Origin of the sequence: Saccharopolyspora phatthalungensis, from assembly GCF_014203395.1 — a bacterium.
Lineage (GTDB): Bacteria > Actinomycetota > Actinomycetes > Mycobacteriales > Pseudonocardiaceae > Saccharopolyspora > Saccharopolyspora phatthalungensis.
Genome location: NZ_JACHIW010000004.1, coordinates 131701 through 146179 on the forward strand (window position 1 = coordinate 131701; position 14479 = coordinate 146179).

General features: G+C 66.3%; 12 protein-coding genes. 2 read left to right on the forward strand and 10 right to left on the reverse strand.

Annotated elements, in window-relative coordinates; all coding sequences use genetic code 11:
- Positions 1 to 22: 22 nt before the first annotated feature.
- From BJ970_RS36650 to BJ970_RS36685, 8 genes are all read right to left on the reverse strand, one after another.
- Positions 23 to 1405: an HNH endonuclease signature motif containing protein gene (locus BJ970_RS36650; protein ID WP_184733170.1), complete on the reverse strand. Its 1383-nt coding sequence runs from the start codon at positions 1403 to 1405 to the stop codon at positions 23 to 25.
- Positions 1406 to 2005: 600 nt separating this feature from the next.
- Positions 2006 to 2731: a helix-turn-helix transcriptional regulator gene (locus tag BJ970_RS36655; protein WP_312864654.1), complete on the reverse strand. Its 726-nt coding sequence runs from the start codon at positions 2729 to 2731 to the stop codon at positions 2006 to 2008.
- Between the two features lie 149 nt (positions 2732 to 2880).
- Positions 2881 to 4419: a sulfatase family protein gene (locus tag BJ970_RS36660; RefSeq protein WP_246472290.1), complete on the reverse strand. Its 1539-nt coding sequence runs from the start codon at positions 4417 to 4419 to the stop codon at positions 2881 to 2883.
- Between the two features lie 17 nt (positions 4420 to 4436).
- Positions 4437 to 5423 carry an aliphatic sulfonate ABC transporter substrate-binding protein gene (locus BJ970_RS36665; protein WP_184733174.1) on the reverse strand — a complete coding sequence of 329 codons (987 nt, stop codon included), beginning with the start codon at positions 5421 to 5423 and terminating at the stop codon, positions 4437 to 4439.
- 16 nt (positions 5424 to 5439) lie between these two features.
- Positions 5440 to 6213: an ABC transporter ATP-binding protein gene (locus BJ970_RS36670; RefSeq protein ID WP_246472291.1), complete on the reverse strand. Its 774-nt coding sequence runs from the start codon at positions 6211 to 6213 to the stop codon at positions 5440 to 5442.
- Positions 6210 to 7010 (reverse strand): ABC transporter permease, encoded by an 801-nt coding sequence (locus tag BJ970_RS36675; RefSeq protein ID WP_184733178.1) that lies wholly within the window; start codon positions 7008 to 7010, stop codon positions 6210 to 6212. Before BJ970_RS36675 ends, BJ970_RS36670 begins: the two co-directional genes overlap by 4 nt.
- A complete protein-coding gene (locus BJ970_RS36680) occupies positions 6994 to 8232 on the reverse strand; it encodes an ROK family transcriptional regulator (protein WP_184733180.1) in 1239 nt (412 codons plus the stop codon). Before BJ970_RS36680 ends, BJ970_RS36675 begins: the two co-directional genes overlap by 17 nt.
- A gap of 179 nt (positions 8233 to 8411) precedes the next feature.
- Positions 8412 to 8930, reverse strand: a complete 519-nt coding sequence (locus BJ970_RS36685) for a metallophosphoesterase family protein (protein WP_184733183.1) — start codon at positions 8928 to 8930, stop codon at positions 8412 to 8414.
- Between the two features lie 275 nt (positions 8931 to 9205).
- On the opposite strand from BJ970_RS36685, the gene BJ970_RS36690 reads away from it, so the two are divergent.
- On the forward strand, positions 9206 to 9385 hold the full coding sequence (locus BJ970_RS36690) for a hypothetical protein (protein ID WP_184733185.1): 180 nt from the start codon (positions 9206 to 9208) through the stop codon (positions 9383 to 9385).
- 208 nt (positions 9386 to 9593) lie between these two features.
- Here BJ970_RS36690 and BJ970_RS36695 read toward each other — a convergent pair whose 3' ends face one another.
- Positions 9594 to 10049 carry a DUF6328 family protein gene (locus tag BJ970_RS36695; protein WP_184733187.1) on the reverse strand — a complete coding sequence of 152 codons (456 nt, stop codon included), beginning with the start codon at positions 10047 to 10049 and terminating at the stop codon, positions 9594 to 9596.
- 226 nt (positions 10050 to 10275) lie between these two features.
- Here BJ970_RS36695 and nrfD point away from each other — a divergent pair, with 226 nt between their 5' ends.
- The gene (gene nrfD / locus BJ970_RS36700) at positions 10276 to 11205 is read left to right on the forward strand and encodes an NrfD/PsrC family molybdoenzyme membrane anchor subunit (RefSeq protein WP_184733189.1); all 930 of its coding nucleotides are present in this window, start codon (positions 10276 to 10278) and stop codon (positions 11203 to 11205) included.
- A 689-nt stretch (positions 11206 to 11894) separates the two neighbouring features.
- On the opposite strand, the gene BJ970_RS36705 is transcribed toward nrfD, so the two are convergent.
- Positions 11895 to 13232, reverse strand: coding sequence for a hypothetical protein (locus BJ970_RS36705; RefSeq protein WP_184733191.1), 1338 nt, complete (start codon positions 13230 to 13232; stop codon positions 11895 to 11897).
- Positions 13233 to 14479: the final 1247 nt, after the last annotated feature.

Consider the following 14479-nt stretch of genomic DNA (forward strand, 5'->3'; position numbering starts at 1 on the left):
GCCGCGAATTCCACGGCGCCGGTCAGCTGACCGCCGCTGCGGGACGCGAGCGGCGCGTTTCGCCCGCCGGGTCCCGTTGGGTGGGGATGAGGTCCCGGAGGTGTTGGCGGTGCTGGGCGGGCAGTGCCTTGCCGCCTGGTCGTGGTCTTCGGTTGATGTCCACGGTGGGTGGTGGGATGAAGACGGGTCTGCCGTCGTGCATCTGGATTTCCCATCGGTGGTTGTGCACGGTGCGGTGGTGGTGGCCGCATAGCATTGTCATGTTGGCCAGTTCGGTGGGGCCGCCGTCGATCCAGCTCACGAGGTGGTGGGCGTCGGGGGTTCCCGGTGGCCGGTCGCAGGCGGGGAAGGAACAGCTGCCGTCGCGTTGGAGTAGCGCGGCGCGCAGGTGTGCGGGTGCGGTTCGCCTGGCCCGGCCGAGGTCCAGGGGCAGGCCGTCTCCGTTGAGAACCATGGGCAGTACTTCGCTGTCGCAGGCGATGCGCCGCGCGTTCTCGGCGGTGATGGCACGCCCGGTGTTCAGGGTGCCGGGCATGCCGTGCTCATCGGGGAAGCCCAGCCCGCGTTTGAGGTCTTCGAAGTCGATGGTGATCGTCAGGTGCGGCCGTTGCCCACCGGCACGCGGTACCCCGTCGGAGTCGGTGGCCAGATCGAGCAACGCGGCGAAGCCGTCGGCATTGCGCTGCCCGGCGCTGCGAGGGTCTTTCTGCCCGTCGGTTTCCGGGCAGGGCGCGGCCAGCGGCTCGATGAGGGCAACGAATTTCGCGCCGGTCTCGCGGTCGAGCCGGGCCTTGATGACCGTCATCCCGTCCCGAGAGGTCCCGTAATGCAGCTCCCGAGCCTCGTGCTGGTCGGCTTCGTCCTGGTAGGCGCCGTCCTGATCGAGTAGGTACCTGATTCGTTCGGCGATTGTCTCCAGCTCACGCGGCGGCATCTGGCGGGCGTATCCGGCCAGGGTCGCCTCGACCTCACTCACCCGGTGACAGCGGGCGTACTCGGGCAGCCGGTGAATGCCCGCCACGATCACCCGCGCATGCTCGACACTGATCGCGCCTTGCGACAAGGCGGCAGCGGTCTGGGGAAGCTCGGCGGGCATCGTCTCGCCATACAGCGAGGCCCGGTCCTCGACGTTACGGGCGACCGTCACCCGGGTTGTGGCGTCCCGGTGGTCGATGTTGAGCAGTTCCCGCAACCACACCTGCATCGACCTCGCGCCGCGTTCGGCGTGCAGCCCCCGGCGGTCGGCCTCGGCGATGATCTGCAACTGCTCCATCATCACCACCCGCATGGCCTGCTCACAGCGCTGGATCCGGGCGATGAGCTCGGCATCCGAGCACGACACCACAGACGAGCGTGAAGACATCATCTCCACGCTCGCATCCCGGGTGTCCGTCAACGGTGCCATACCCTCATTCTCCCAGATTCGAACACCCATTCGCACCCATTTCGGCATCGCTTGATCAGGTGAAAACCCCCACCAAAACCCTGAAAACCCCCACCCCACAACAAAAACTCATCCACGACACGCCGAAGGCGCCCGCCAGCACGACCGATCAAAAAGCCTTACGGAACAACCCCAAGCCGACCGGGCACCAGTCCCAGCCACGGCCGAATCCGCCACCCCGCAACGCGACCCGCCGGTTGCGTCAGCCCACTCCGGGGCCATCCCCGCGATACAAAGCCAAACCGGGGCTGTGGGCCGGATGTCAAGCCTGAAACCTCGAAGAGGCGGCCGCCAGGCCGGGCTTGACCTCCGGAACACAGCCCCCACACTCCACCGATCGCGGGGATGGCCGATCCAACACGGAACCTCCCCCAGCCCCAACCCCCTCAAAAGGCGTGCGAATCATGCCAAGGCGCCCGGGACCATGTCAACCCGGAACCTCCCACAGCCCCAAACCCGCTCGAAAGGCGAGCATTCCCCCGAAAACGCACCCACGAACCATGCCAACACGGAACCCCCCACGGCCCCAACCACCGCTAGCAAGCCCATTCTGCAACCACCCTAAATCAGGCCGTTGCGGATGGCGAAGGCGACGGCATGGGCACGGTTGTGGAGGCCATGCCGTTTCATGAACTTGTAGAGGGTGTTTTTGACCGTGCGTTCGGAGTAGTGCAGTTTCTGCGAGATCTGTTCGAGGTCGTGGCCTTCGGAAACCAGGCGGAGGACGTCGATTTCGCGATTGGTGAACCCGGTCGGGGGGACGTCTTGGTACGCGAGTTTCTTGGGCGGGGTTCGCTGGACTTGTTCGATGAACGCGCCCTGCAACGAGAACGGCAGGAAGCCGCCGCCACCGCCGATGATGCGGATGGCTTGAATGAAGTTCGAGCTGGAGAAGTTGTTGCGCCATATGACGGCGCGGACGCCGTGCTCAATGGCTGCGGAGATCTTGAGGTTCCACTGTCGTTTGTCCACGATCAAGAGGACGGGTGTGGCGGTGCCGGGTCGCAGGCACCGCAGGGTGTCCATTGTGGATACGTTGGCGGCGTCGAAGGCGCCCACGACAACGTCTGCGTCGTCCTTTGCGGTTTCGGTAAGTTGTTGGTCACCGTCCAGGCAGCTGGCCAATCCCGAATGGGTCAGGCTGTCTGGGGCATGGATGGCGACCAGGATTTTTTCCGCGGTCCCGCCCTGCACGGCAGTACCCCCCGTTCTGAAATCCCCCAGTTGCGAGAAGCAAATACTAGGTGAAATCGGCTGGATTGGGACAGTCATGTTCGGCTCGGGCACCTCCCCATGTCCGTGGGCCGCGTCAAATCCCGCCCGGCGGCGGACGTCCCCGGTGCGTTGGTGGCTCGCCCTCGGCGGCCACTGCGTCCACCCCGAGCCCGCCACCAAACCATGCGGGCCCGGGGGACGGTTTCTCGCTCGCCAGATGGTCACTCATTGTTGGCCCGCTGGTAGGTGGCCTCGTCCAGGCCGCTGAGGGTCGGGTCGTAGGCGATGTCGCCGACGTCGTACATGGATGTCATCCAGTGGTAGAAGTTGTCGCCCCGGTCGCGCAGCACCTGGTACAGCCGACGCATCATCTGGTCCCGGACCTCCGCCATCTCCGGATGCGAATAGATGTTGAGCAGCTCGTCGGGATCCGAGTCGAAGTCGTACAGTTCGTTCACCGAGTCCGGGTTGACCACCAGCTTGTACCGGTCGGTGCGCAACATCCGCTGCGGATAGGGGAAATGGTGGCCGTGGAACTCGCAGACGATGTCGGCGTCCCATCCGGTGTCCGGTGCGACGGGGGAAGCACCGGACACCGCGTCCCACCCGGTTTCCGGTGCGACGGGGGAAGCACCGGATACCAGGGGCAGTAGGCTCCGCGAGTCCACGGCGGGCGTGGGGTCGATGCCGGCCAGGTCGAGGATCGTCGCGGTGCAGTCCAGCAGGCTCACGAACTCGTTGCGGACCACACCTTCGGGGCACCCGGGCACGCGGATCACGCCCGGAGTGCGGTAGATGTCCTCATACATCGCCGGTCCCTTGTCGTGCAACCGGTGCGAGCCGGTGAACTCACCGTGGTCGGAGGTGAAGAAGACGGCCGTGTCGTCGGCCAGCCCTAGCCGGCGCATGGCGTCGAGCACCCGGCCGATCTGCATATCGATCAGCGCGACGTAGCCCCAGTACACGGCTATCAGCTTGCGCGTGATCTCGATCGGCATGGTGTCGAACGTCCAGTGCGCGCTGTAGTTCCGCTGCACCGGCGGCTTGCCCTGGAAGGTCTCGGCCACCGACCGCGGTAGCGGCACGTCCGCCGGGTCGATCAGATCGAAGTAGTCGTCCGGGACGATGTAGGGCAGGTGCGGGCCGAAGAAGTGCAGGGCCAGGAAGAACGGCTTGTCCCGGGTCCGCACGTCCTCGGCGTAGCGCTCCAGCATCTCGATGGTGCGGGTGGCCAGGTAGTGCTCGAAGGTCGCCTCCACCGGCTGGTGCAGCCGGGCGGCGAGCAGGTTGCCCGGCCCGCCGTTGGGCAGCGTGCCGCGCAGCCGGTCGCTGATCTCGTAGGGCGGCAGGTCGTTTTCTTTCAGATAAGCCAGGTAGTCGGGGTGGTGGACCGGGTTGTGCCAGCCGGGCAGGTCGGGGCCGTCGAAGCCGAAGTCGCCCGCCGTCTTGGCCGACCCGACGTGCCACTTGCCGATCAGCCCGCAGTTGTAGCCCTTGGCGCGCAATGCTTCGGAGAAGGTGAACTGCCCGTCGGGGAGATCTTCGATATAGCCGACGTTGCGTTCGTGGTTGGCCAGCAGCTTGTGCCGGAACGGTGCCTGGCCGGTCAGCAGGCTGGCCCGCGCCGGGGTGCAGATCGCGGTCGGCGTATACCACCGATCGAACCGGGTCCCGGTGTTCGCCAGCTCGTTGAGCACCGGTGTCACCGCGTGCGGATTCCCGTACGCGCCGAGGGTGTCCGTCCGATGCTGGTCGGTCATCAGGAACAGGATGTTGGTCATTGGCCGGCCGCCGTGAACAGATCGCCGGTGTAGTAGGTCTTGGGGTCAACGGGCTGCTTGAGCGTGCCTGCCTGCACGAAGTAGTCGTTCATCCCGGTCAGCCACTTGTCGACGGTGCCGTCCTTGGTAATCCGGTCCAGGTCGGGCACGGTGAGCAGGTTGACGTTGGCGGCGTCGGCCCGCACCGCCTGCTCGTCGATGTGCAGCATCTTCGCGGTGAGCGCGATGGTCTTGTCCGGGTTCGCGGAGCGGTACGCTATTGCGTCTCGGAGCACGGAAATCACCTTCTTGGTCTTGTCCGGTTGGTCGGCCACGACCTTGTTCGCGGCGACGAACGCGGTCGGGAATTGGACCTGTTCGGCGAAATCGGAGTTCTTTGCCAGCTCGACCAGATCGGGCTGCTGCTTCTTGATCGTCGAGATCAGCGGATACCAAATGCCGGCGGCGTCGATCCTCTTGGAGGAGAAGGCGGACACGACGGTGGACGGGTCCATCGGCACCACCTTGATGTCCTGTTTGGACATTCCGGCCTTGCGTAAGGCGAGGCCGAGTAACATTTCTCCGGACGTGCCCTGCGGCACGCCGACGGTCTTGCCCCGAAGGTCGGCCATCGACTTGATGCCGGGTTGAGCGATGACCCGGTCTGCGTTGCCGAGCGTGTTCAGCGCGACGACCTTGGCCTGACCGGAGGCGGGCAACCACATCGCGCCGGGGCCGATGTAGCCGAAGTCGAGGTCACCCGAGCCCAGCGCCTGGATCTGCAACGGACCGTTGGTGAACACGCTCGTCGTCGCCTTCAGCCCGTGCTTTTCCCACAGGCCCTGGTCCTGGGCGATGGCGAGCAGGCTGGTTCCGTTGAAGTCAGCGATGTAGCCGAATTTCACCTCGTCCTGGCTGGCTCCGGTGGAGCCACAACCGGCGAGTACGAGCGTTGACGCCAGTACGGCCATTAAAAGGCTCAGCAAGCGCTTTCGGGTAATCATTGCATGGTCCTCCGGTTCAGGTGGCCGCGTGGCCGTTTTCCTGGTGGTACACCGAGTGCCAAACCCGATTGCGCAGTGCAGCGAACTCGGGGCTGAGGCGGACCTGCTCGGTCCGCGGGTAGGGCAGTTCGACGTCCACGACGTCGAACACCCGACCCGGACGTGCGGCCATCACGATCACCCGGTTGGCCAGGAAGACCGCTTCGTCCACGTCGTGCGTGATGAACAGGACCGTCCGCTGTTCCTTGTTCCAGGCGTCCAGCAGTTGCTCCTGCAGCGTCACTCTGGTGAGCGCGTCCAGTGCGCCGAACGGCTCGTCCATCAGCAGGATCGCCGGATTGACCGCGTAGGCGCGGGCGATCGCGCACCGCTGGCGCATGCCACCGGAGAGCACCTTCGGCAACGCCTCGGCGAATTGGCTCAGGCCTACCAGATTGATGAAGTACTCGGCCCGCTCGCGCCGTTCCGCGCGCGGCACGCCGGCGATCTTGAGGCCGAATTCGACGTTGCGGCGCACGGTCAGCCAGGGGAACAGCGCGTACTGCTGGAAGATCACCCCGCGTTCGGGGCTGGGGCCGGATATCTCGGTGCCGTCGACCAGCGCCCGGCCGGCCGTGGGCTCGTCCAGCCCCGCGAGGATGTTCAGCAGCGTGGTCTTGCCGCACCCGGACGGTCCGACGACGGTGACGAACTCGTTGTCGGCGATGTCCAGCGACACGTCGTGCAGCGAACGGACTTGCTCGCGGTTAAGGGTGAACGTCTTGCTGACGTGCTGTACGGAGATCTTCATCGCCGCTCCTGCCATCCGGTGAGCTTGTGTTCGGCGAGCAGGAGCAGCCGGTCCATCAGCAGGCCGAGGATGCCGATGGCGATCAGGCTGACGAAGATCGTCGGCAGATCGTAGTAGAGCTGAGCGTTCTGCATGCGAAAGCCCAGGCCCTGCTGGGCGGCGATCAGTTCGGCGGCGACCAGGGTCGCCCACGCGGAGCCGAGCCCGACCCGCATGCCGACCAGGATGAACGGTGTTCCGGCCGGTACCACCACGCGGAGGAAGATCACCGCATCGTTGGCGCCGAGTACCCGGGCGGCGTTGATCAGCGTGCGGTCCACGTTGACCACGCCCTGGAAGGTGGCGATGACGCAGGCGAGGAAGGCCGCGAGGAAGATCACGAAGATCTTCGGGACCTCGCCGATCCCCATCAGCACGATCGCCAGCGGGATGATGGCCAGCGGCGGGATGGTGCGGAAGAACTGCACCCAGGGCTCGATCAGGCCGCGCAGCACGGGATACCAGCCCATCAGGAATCCGACCGGGATGGCCAGTGCGGTGCCGAGCGCGAATCCGGCGAGCACCCGCGCGAGGCTGACCAGGATGTCCGTGACGAGGGTGCCGTCGGAGAACAACCCGCGCGCCGTGTCGACGACCTCGGGCGGAGACGGGATCTTGAGGCCCAACGCCACCAGCGCCCACCAGATCCCGATGCCGAGCACGATCGAGGCGACGTTGAGCACTCTGGGCAGCGCGCGTCGGCGCGGCTGCCCGGCGGCCTTGGTCTGCACGGCGGTTCGTTCATTCAGCGCGGTCACGGTGTGGCTCCTTCCCGGACGGTCCCCGCGATGCCGCGTCGAAGTCTGAACGGCCCGGGATGGCCGGGTAATCGTTGAACAGTGCGGCCAGTGCGCCGCGCGCACCGTCGTCGTCGGCGAGTTCGGCCGCCCGAATCTGCGGGTCGACCTGGACTTCCGGGAACAGTTGGTATTTGACGCCCGCGGCGAGTTGCTGGACGATCACCGGGGCGAACTGGGCGATCTCCCCACCGACCACCACTTCGGCCGGGTTCAACGCCATCACCAGGGTGCCGACCACCCGGCCGAGTATCGTGGCGGCATACCGCAGCACCTGGTCGACAACGGGGTGGGCGCGCTCTACCGCGGCGCGCAGGTCGTCCAGTGAGTCAACGGGGACACCGCGCTCCCGGCAGGCCGTCAAGAGCGCGGGCACCGAGGCGACCGTCTCCACGCAGCCGCGCTTTCCGCAGCGACACGGTCGGCCGTCCAGTACCGCGGTGACGTGCCCGATCTCGCCGGCCAGTCCGATCGAGCCGGTGGCCAGTCGGCCGCCGACCACCAGGCCGCCACCGACGCCGTCGGACACCCGAACGTAAAGCAGGTCGGCCACCGGCCCGCTGGAGTGGATCGCTTCGGCCAGCGCGGCGAACCGGGTGTTGTTGTCCACGACGACGGGAGCGCCGAACCGCTCGGAGAACGCCGTGTCAACGCCGTCGGCCGGGTGCCGCACCGGGAACGGGAAGACGTCCTGCTTTGCCGACATCGCGAACGCCGGGTACGGCCCCGGGACGCCGATGCCGATGCCCTGTAAGGCCCGGTAGTGCACTCCCGACTCGGCCCCGAGGCGGTCTACCAGCGCAAACGCGGTGGCCAACCTGGTCGGCCAGCCTTCTCGGTCGTCGTAGCGCTCCACGCCGGAGGCGACGATCTCGTGCGCCGCGTCCGCGACCACGACACGCACCCGTCGGTGCCCGAAATCGACACCCATGAACTGCCCGGATCCCGGGTCCAGCGCTAGGCGCTCGGCGGGTCGACCGCTGCCGGCCCGGTTTGCCGCATCGGTGTCGACCACCACGATCGCGCCACGCTGCAGCAGGGTGCCGGTAATCTCCGAGAGGGTGCTGCGGGATAATCCGACCAGTTTGGCGATCTCGCCCCGGCTCAGCGCTCCCCGTTCGCGCAGCACGCTGAGCACCCGCTCCTCATGGGTGCGGCGGATGGGGGCACGCAGCGCCGACATGGACACGCCCCGAGTAAGGCAGCATCGAATTTTTCTGTCAACGTGACGACAAAATTACCTCGGCATTCGTTCGGATGCTGGGACAGAATTGGCTCAACCCTTATTCCGGCTCGTGGGACGGTACGGAGGGGCTCCTCGCTTGCACCGCCGTCCCACCGGTCCCACGGGTCCCAAACGGCTCAGACGTCGCCTTCGGCGTCTCGCCGCGGTAGCCGGTGCAGCACAACGTCGAGGAGTCGCCCACCGGAGATTTCGGCGGTCTGGTACGTGCAATGCGGCTGGCGGCGGCGGTCGGTGGGGGAGCCAGGGTTGAGCAGTCGGAGACCGCCGGCCGTGGTGGTATCCCACGGGATGTGGCTGTGGCCGAACACGAGCACATCGGTATCGGGGAACCACCGGTCGCACCTGGCCTCCCGGCCCCGGGCGGAGCCGGTTTCGTGGATCACCGCGAGCCGGACCCCGCCCAGCTCTACCCGGGCGATTTCGGGAAGCCGGTTCCGCAGCTCCGGGCCGTCGTTGTTGCCGTAGACCCCGACGAGTCGTGCGCTGCGCCCCTCGAGTTCGTCCAGCAGCGCGGCATCGACCCAGTCGCCGGCGTGGATCACGACATCGGCGGTCGTCACCGCGTCCCAGACCTCCGCCGGTAGGGTCTTGGCTCGTTTCGGCAGGTGTGTGTCGGCGATCAGCAGCAGGTGCATGTCCCGAGTTTCGGCGGCTACGATGCTGCCCCGCCACACGGCGGAGTCGGCCGGGCCCCGCGACCGCGAGATAGCTGGCCAGGATCCGCGGCTGCGGGTGGCGGACTCGTAGATCGAGTCAAGAAGGGCTGAAAGTCCTCGCTGGGGCATGGGCGGTGCGGGGACACTGATATGTAGGCAAAGACACTATCGGCTCAACCCGGCAGATAGGGCACACCTTGATGGAGATTGTCGCGCGGTGGTGTGCCGGGGTATCGGATTGGCATCCCCTCGCCGTGTACGAGATCGTTCTCGAACGCGCGGGCGCCAAGTGGCACGTGACCTACCTGGTACACGGGGAGCGGCACGCCCGCGCCGGTTTCGACGACGAAGCCGAAGCCCGACGCGACATCGAGTACCTGATGACCCGTTGCCCGCTTGAGATGCTGCCGTGGTCCGAGATCGCCGTGGGCTGATTCAGCCGGGACGAAATGCACCGCTCAATGTTTCGTCGGCCGCGCCGAACGTCGCCCGCATCGAACGTCGCGCGGATCAACGATGTCTACACCGGACCCGTTGGCGCGCAAGGTGAACCCGGATTCCCTTGTCCGCCAACGATTGTGGGCGCGGATGCGGAAGAAGTGCACGGTACTCGCCGAGTAGTCACCTTTGAAACACTCGCTACTAGCGGCTTCTGGCTCGAAGGGGGAGCAGGAACCAGAGGATCGCGAAGAGCGCGCCGGCGAGCGCGCCGGCGGCCGCGCTCCACGGCGTTTCCAGGACTACCTGGAAGATCAACAGCACCGTGCTGCTCATGGCGGCGGCCAGCAGGGCCAAGCCACTCAACGCGCAGGCGTTACCGACTCGGATGATCTTTGCCCGCCGTCGCTGGCGGAACAGCACACGATGCCATGCCGCCGGCGCGATCAGCAGTGCCGCCGAAGCCGTGGTCAGCAGGACAGTGATCAGGTGCACGGTGTGCACGAAGGCGCTCGCACGTTCGAACCGCTCGGTGAAGGCGACGGAGAGCAGGAATGCGAAGAGGATTTGCACTCCTGCCTGGGCGACCCGCAACTCCTGTAGCAACTCGTTGAGATTGCGGGTCAGGCGGCTGTCGCTGGGCTCGTCCGGCTGGCTCATCTCACCTCCTGGGCCTGCTTCGGAGGCGTTGAGGAGTGGACTCTCATCATTGTGCCCGGCGGCATTGGTCCTGCTCGGGGAGTGTGCGCGCAACCCGTGTCGGGCGAAGGCTGACCACCGGCGATGCCGTGATCAACGTGGCATTGGGCCCGTAGGCGCACATCATGGAAACCAAGACGGACATGTGCGGGGTCCGCCCCGGCCATCGCATCTTCCGGAGGCAGCAGTGCAGCACGATCGTGAGGCAAGGCCGGTACCAGAGGCCGAGTTCCGCTCCTACTACGGCAAGCCCGTGATCAAAGCACCGGTGTGGAAGGTGCCGGACGTCCCGGCGTACCTGTATCTCGGCGGGATGGCGGGTGCCTCCGCGAACATGGCGCTCCTCGCGGACCTGACCGGCAGGCCCGCACTGGCCAGGGCGGGCCGCCTTGCCGCCGCGGCGGGGTCTGCGTCCAGCGTCCTCGCGTTGGTCCACGACCTCGGCCGGCCGACCCGGTTCCTGAACATGCTCCGGGTGTTCAAGCCGACGTCGCCGCTGAGCGTCGGGTCCTGGATCCTCGCTCCGTTCTCGGCGTTGGCGGCGGCCGGTGCGGCCAGCGATCTCACCGGACTCCTGCCCGCGCTCGGACGGCTCAGCGCCGTCGGAGCGGGCATCATCGCCCCCGCCATGACCACGTACACGGCCGTCCTGCTGGCCGACACCGCAGTGCCCGGCTGGCACGAGATCTACCGGGAATTGCCGTTCGTGTTCGCCGGCAGCGCGGTGGCCAGCGCCGGAGCGGTGGGAATGCTGGCCGCGCCGAGAGCCGAGGCGGGGCCGGCACGGCGCATGGCGTTGGCCGGATCCGTGCTCGAACTCGCCGCCCATTGGCAGATGGAACAGCGTAGTGGGCCGGTGATCGGCGAGGTCTACCGACGGGGGAGGGCGGGCAAAGTGCTCAGCGCGGCGCGAGCCCTGGCTTGCCTCGGAGGCATCACGGCGATATTCGCGGGCCGCTCGCGGTTGCTCACGATCGGTAGCGGTCTGTGCCTGACCGCGTCGACCGCAGCGACCCGCTACGGGATCTTCGAAGCGGGACGGGAATCGGCGCGCGACCCGCGCTACACCATCGTCCCCCAACGCCAGCACGCCGCCCCGCAGACCAGCCCGGATTGACCGCGGCTAGGTTCGGGGCCTGCCTGGGGGGTGGCCGCTCGATCGCCGCGCGGCCGTGAACGATTCGAGGGAGAAGGCGCGTCGCAGAGCCCCCACCGTGCGTGCTCGCGGGCGGGAGATCCGCATTCCGGCAGTCCGGTTTGCTGCCCCGTCCTGCTTCTGCTCGTCTCGGAACACGCGAGTCCCTTCCGTTGCGGGGCGGCTGACCCCGACGTCACCTCGGCCGCACATGCCCACTCTTCGCTTGGTGTGCGCGAGGAGAATACTGCGTGTTAATCATTCACCGTGGCAAGAGGTTGACCGGAAAAATCTTGTCTGACGCCGCTTTCTTTCGAGCACCCGAACGTCGGGCTCACGGCCCATTACTCTCCGTAGTTAGGGGAAGGCGGCGGATGCCGAGCTTGGTCGCAGGTTGGCGATTTCGCGCGAAAACGCCCCGCACCCACCCGGCGAACCGGAAGGATGCGGGGCGATTGCTTGGACCCGGCCCTGCATGCATGGCCGGGCAACGGGAAGATTACTCGGCGGCCGACCCAGAGTCCACCTCGTAAATGAGCTATGAATGAGCCGCTTCCAGTGTTGTCGTGACACTAGGTGAGCGGGCATCGACGGTCAGCGCCGACTTCCCGCCGGGATTCCCCAATTTCCGGCAAAACCGGAAACCACGGCGGAACTCGGACGCTGAGAATTCAGCTTCGACGGCGCGCCTTTTCGAGCTGTCGACGGGTGAAAACGGTTCCGCTGGGCACTGTCTTCTTCGTCCACCGGGTCAGCTCGGTGTCAGCCGGTTTCTCCGGTTCGTCGATCGGCGCGGTGTTGATGTCGTCCAGGAGCCGTTCGACCAGCGGCGCGATCATCGATCCCAGATACCCCCACGCGACCCCGTATTCGCCGCCCGGGGCGGGGTAGAGGGTGCCGTCCTCGGTGCGCACCCACAGGCTCTGCCCACCGCAATCGACGATCAGCTCGACCAACGGTGTGGTCGCCGGCAACCGGCGCGGCAGTAAGGTCACGTACTCGTCGACCTCGCCGTGATGGTCGACGAGCTCCATCACCGGTGCCCCGGTGGCGCGGTCGACGAGTCGACGGCTCACGCCGCGGTGCCGGCCGATCGACAGCGCATAGCCGAACTTCGGGTCCGGCAGATAGACCGGAACCTCATCCAGCTGGTGGAGCCATTCGCCGAGCATCACGCACTCCTCGGCCCGGTAGCGCTCGACCGTGGCGAAGGGGAAGTACCGTTGCGCACCCCAGCGGCGGATGCACTCCACGACGCGTTCGGCCAGGGTGTCTTTGCGTTCCATGATCTCCGCGAACACCGCGCGGATCGCCTGCTCGTCGAGTTTCTCGGGCTCGGGAATGTCGACGGCCCGAGCGGCGATGGTCAGCTTGTCGGTTAGTTCGGGAAACGCCATCTCGTCCCCGAAACACTCCAGGGCGATCCGGCTGCCGCCCGCCGCGCTGCGGGCGGATTTGCGGTAGTAGTACGTGAGCACCCGGTGCACAGCGGAGTCGGCTGGATAGAGCGCGGCCAGTTCCAGCAGCGGAGTCAGATCCGGGCGTTGCCGCGGGACCGCGACGACGGTGGCGTTTCCCGGCCGCCATGCCTCGATCAGCTCGCGGTGCCCAAGATCCCGCGGCCAGTACGGTGCGGGCTGCCCGATCGCGCGGGAGTAATAGCGCCACAGGCGGCCCCGGTCATCGCCGCGGATCGACAGGTCGTACACGTCGGGGCCATCGGGTGCGTGGAAGCCCGTTTGCGCCGCTTCAAGCAAGCAGCGGGTATCGGGCTTGAAGTCCCGGACCCATTCCGGACGCGCGTGTCCCTGCTCCGCTGTGTCGTAGGCCACCGTGAGCACGCCGACGTTGGTCTCCCAGTTCAGGAACACGTAGCCCGGGATCTCCGCAAAGGACTCAGGACCGAGGAACACCGCCGGTTCGGTCGCCGCGGGCATGTCATCCAGTGAGATCAGCGGCGTCCGTTCCGGCTCGGGCCGGAGTGGGGTGGCCTCTCTGAACAACGGCACGGAGTTTTCCTTTCCCCTGAAATAGGCCCCGGCCGGGCGGCCGGAACGGTGGTGTCGAGTGCTTTGACGCTTGGGAGCGCTGATTCGTTGCGGTCTGAAGCAACCATTAAGGGCCGCGTCCCGACCGGCGCGTCGCCTTGCCGCTCACCAGACTGCGATTTCTGCGCCGTGGCCGGATAGTCCTCGAACGGCGTGCTCATCCACGAAACCAACGGCGAAGCGCGCGAAAAGCGCACGGTGGAAGCCGCGACCCGAGGCGACGGAGGCGATCTCGTTTTCCGCTCGCCGTGCATTACTGGTATGGCGCCTGATCATGTCAGTGGGAGTAACTTTCTGGTCCGGCTGGGCGAGGCCGGGTTGGTCCTGTTGGTCATGAACACCGGATTTCCGTTGGGAGATGGGGTGATCATCGCCTTTCTACCGCTGAATCGGGCCCATAGCACGCTGTTGCTCGTCACAGGTGTGCACCCCGTAGGCGCGGCGTCGCCGTCACGACGCTTGATCGGACCGAGAACAGGGTAGCCACAGGCAAGCCGGTCCAACCAGCGGCGTGTCCTTGATCAAGCCCGAACGGAGGAATGTCAAAGCCTTGGCCACGGCACGCCCGATCATGGCCATTGGCGCGCATTGCGTCCGGACCGACCAAACCGCCGTCACTCTCGGCGTAGACGATTCCGCCGAAGAGGTGCTTGCGACCACGAGCAGGTGTCCTAGCGCACTATGGACGTTCCCCGCACGACATCGCTTGCCGCAGCACGAAGCCCGCCCGGAAACACGAGCGCACCGAGTCCTTTGGCGGCAACATGCCAAGCAGCGCCTGGTGTTGCGAGTGTCCTCGAAGGTCTTGAATGTCTAGTTTCCTGGTCCGCGCCTAAAGGTGGTGCGTTTCACCGACGATGCCGGGCAGTGACGCTCAAAGTGCCTCGTGTTGTTGAGAAATTGGCCGGGCAACAGCACGGGAGCGCGGGGAAAGTAGGGTACACCGTGTTAACGGATCCCGGTGCTCGTTTGAGCGCAATGCTTGCTGTGTCTAGGGAATCCCTGGGGCGGTAAGAACGCTCACGCAGGAGAACCCGTTTCGTATCCGAAGCAAAACGAGCGAATCAGCCGCCACCATGTACGGATTCTGCTCTATTGAGGACTTCCCGGACGTGATCGCTTCACACCTGAGGACGCGCAGGAGTTCTACCTTGTCGAGATCGACAGCGTTTATGGTTCAGGGCCGCCATATGGGCGACTGGCGGATG

Excerpts from the sequence above, each read along its gene's own strand:
- BJ970_RS36650 (WP_184733170.1), bottom strand. The coding sequence starts at position 1,405 with ATGGCACCGTTGACGGACACCCGGGATGCGAGCGTGGAGATGATGTCT.
- BJ970_RS36660 (WP_246472290.1), bottom strand. The coding sequence starts at position 4,419 with ATGACCGACCAGCATCGGACGGACACCCTCGGCGCGTACGGGAATCCG.
- BJ970_RS36665 (WP_184733174.1), bottom strand. The coding sequence starts at position 5,423 with ATGATTACCCGAAAGCGCTTGCTGAGCCTTTTAATGGCCGTACTGGCG.
- BJ970_RS36670 (WP_246472291.1), bottom strand. The coding sequence starts at position 6,213 with ATGAAGATCTCCGTACAGCACGTCAGCAAGACGTTCACCCTTAACCGC.
- BJ970_RS36680 (WP_184733180.1), bottom strand. The coding sequence starts at position 8,232 with ATGTCGGCGCTGCGTGCCCCCATCCGCCGCACCCATGAGGAGCGGGTG.
- BJ970_RS36685 (WP_184733183.1), bottom strand. The coding sequence starts at position 8,930 with ATGCACCTGCTGCTGATCGCCGACACACACCTGCCGAAACGAGCCAAG.
- BJ970_RS36695 (WP_184733187.1), bottom strand. The coding sequence starts at position 10,049 with ATGAGCCAGCCGGACGAGCCCAGCGACAGCCGCCTGACCCGCAATCTC.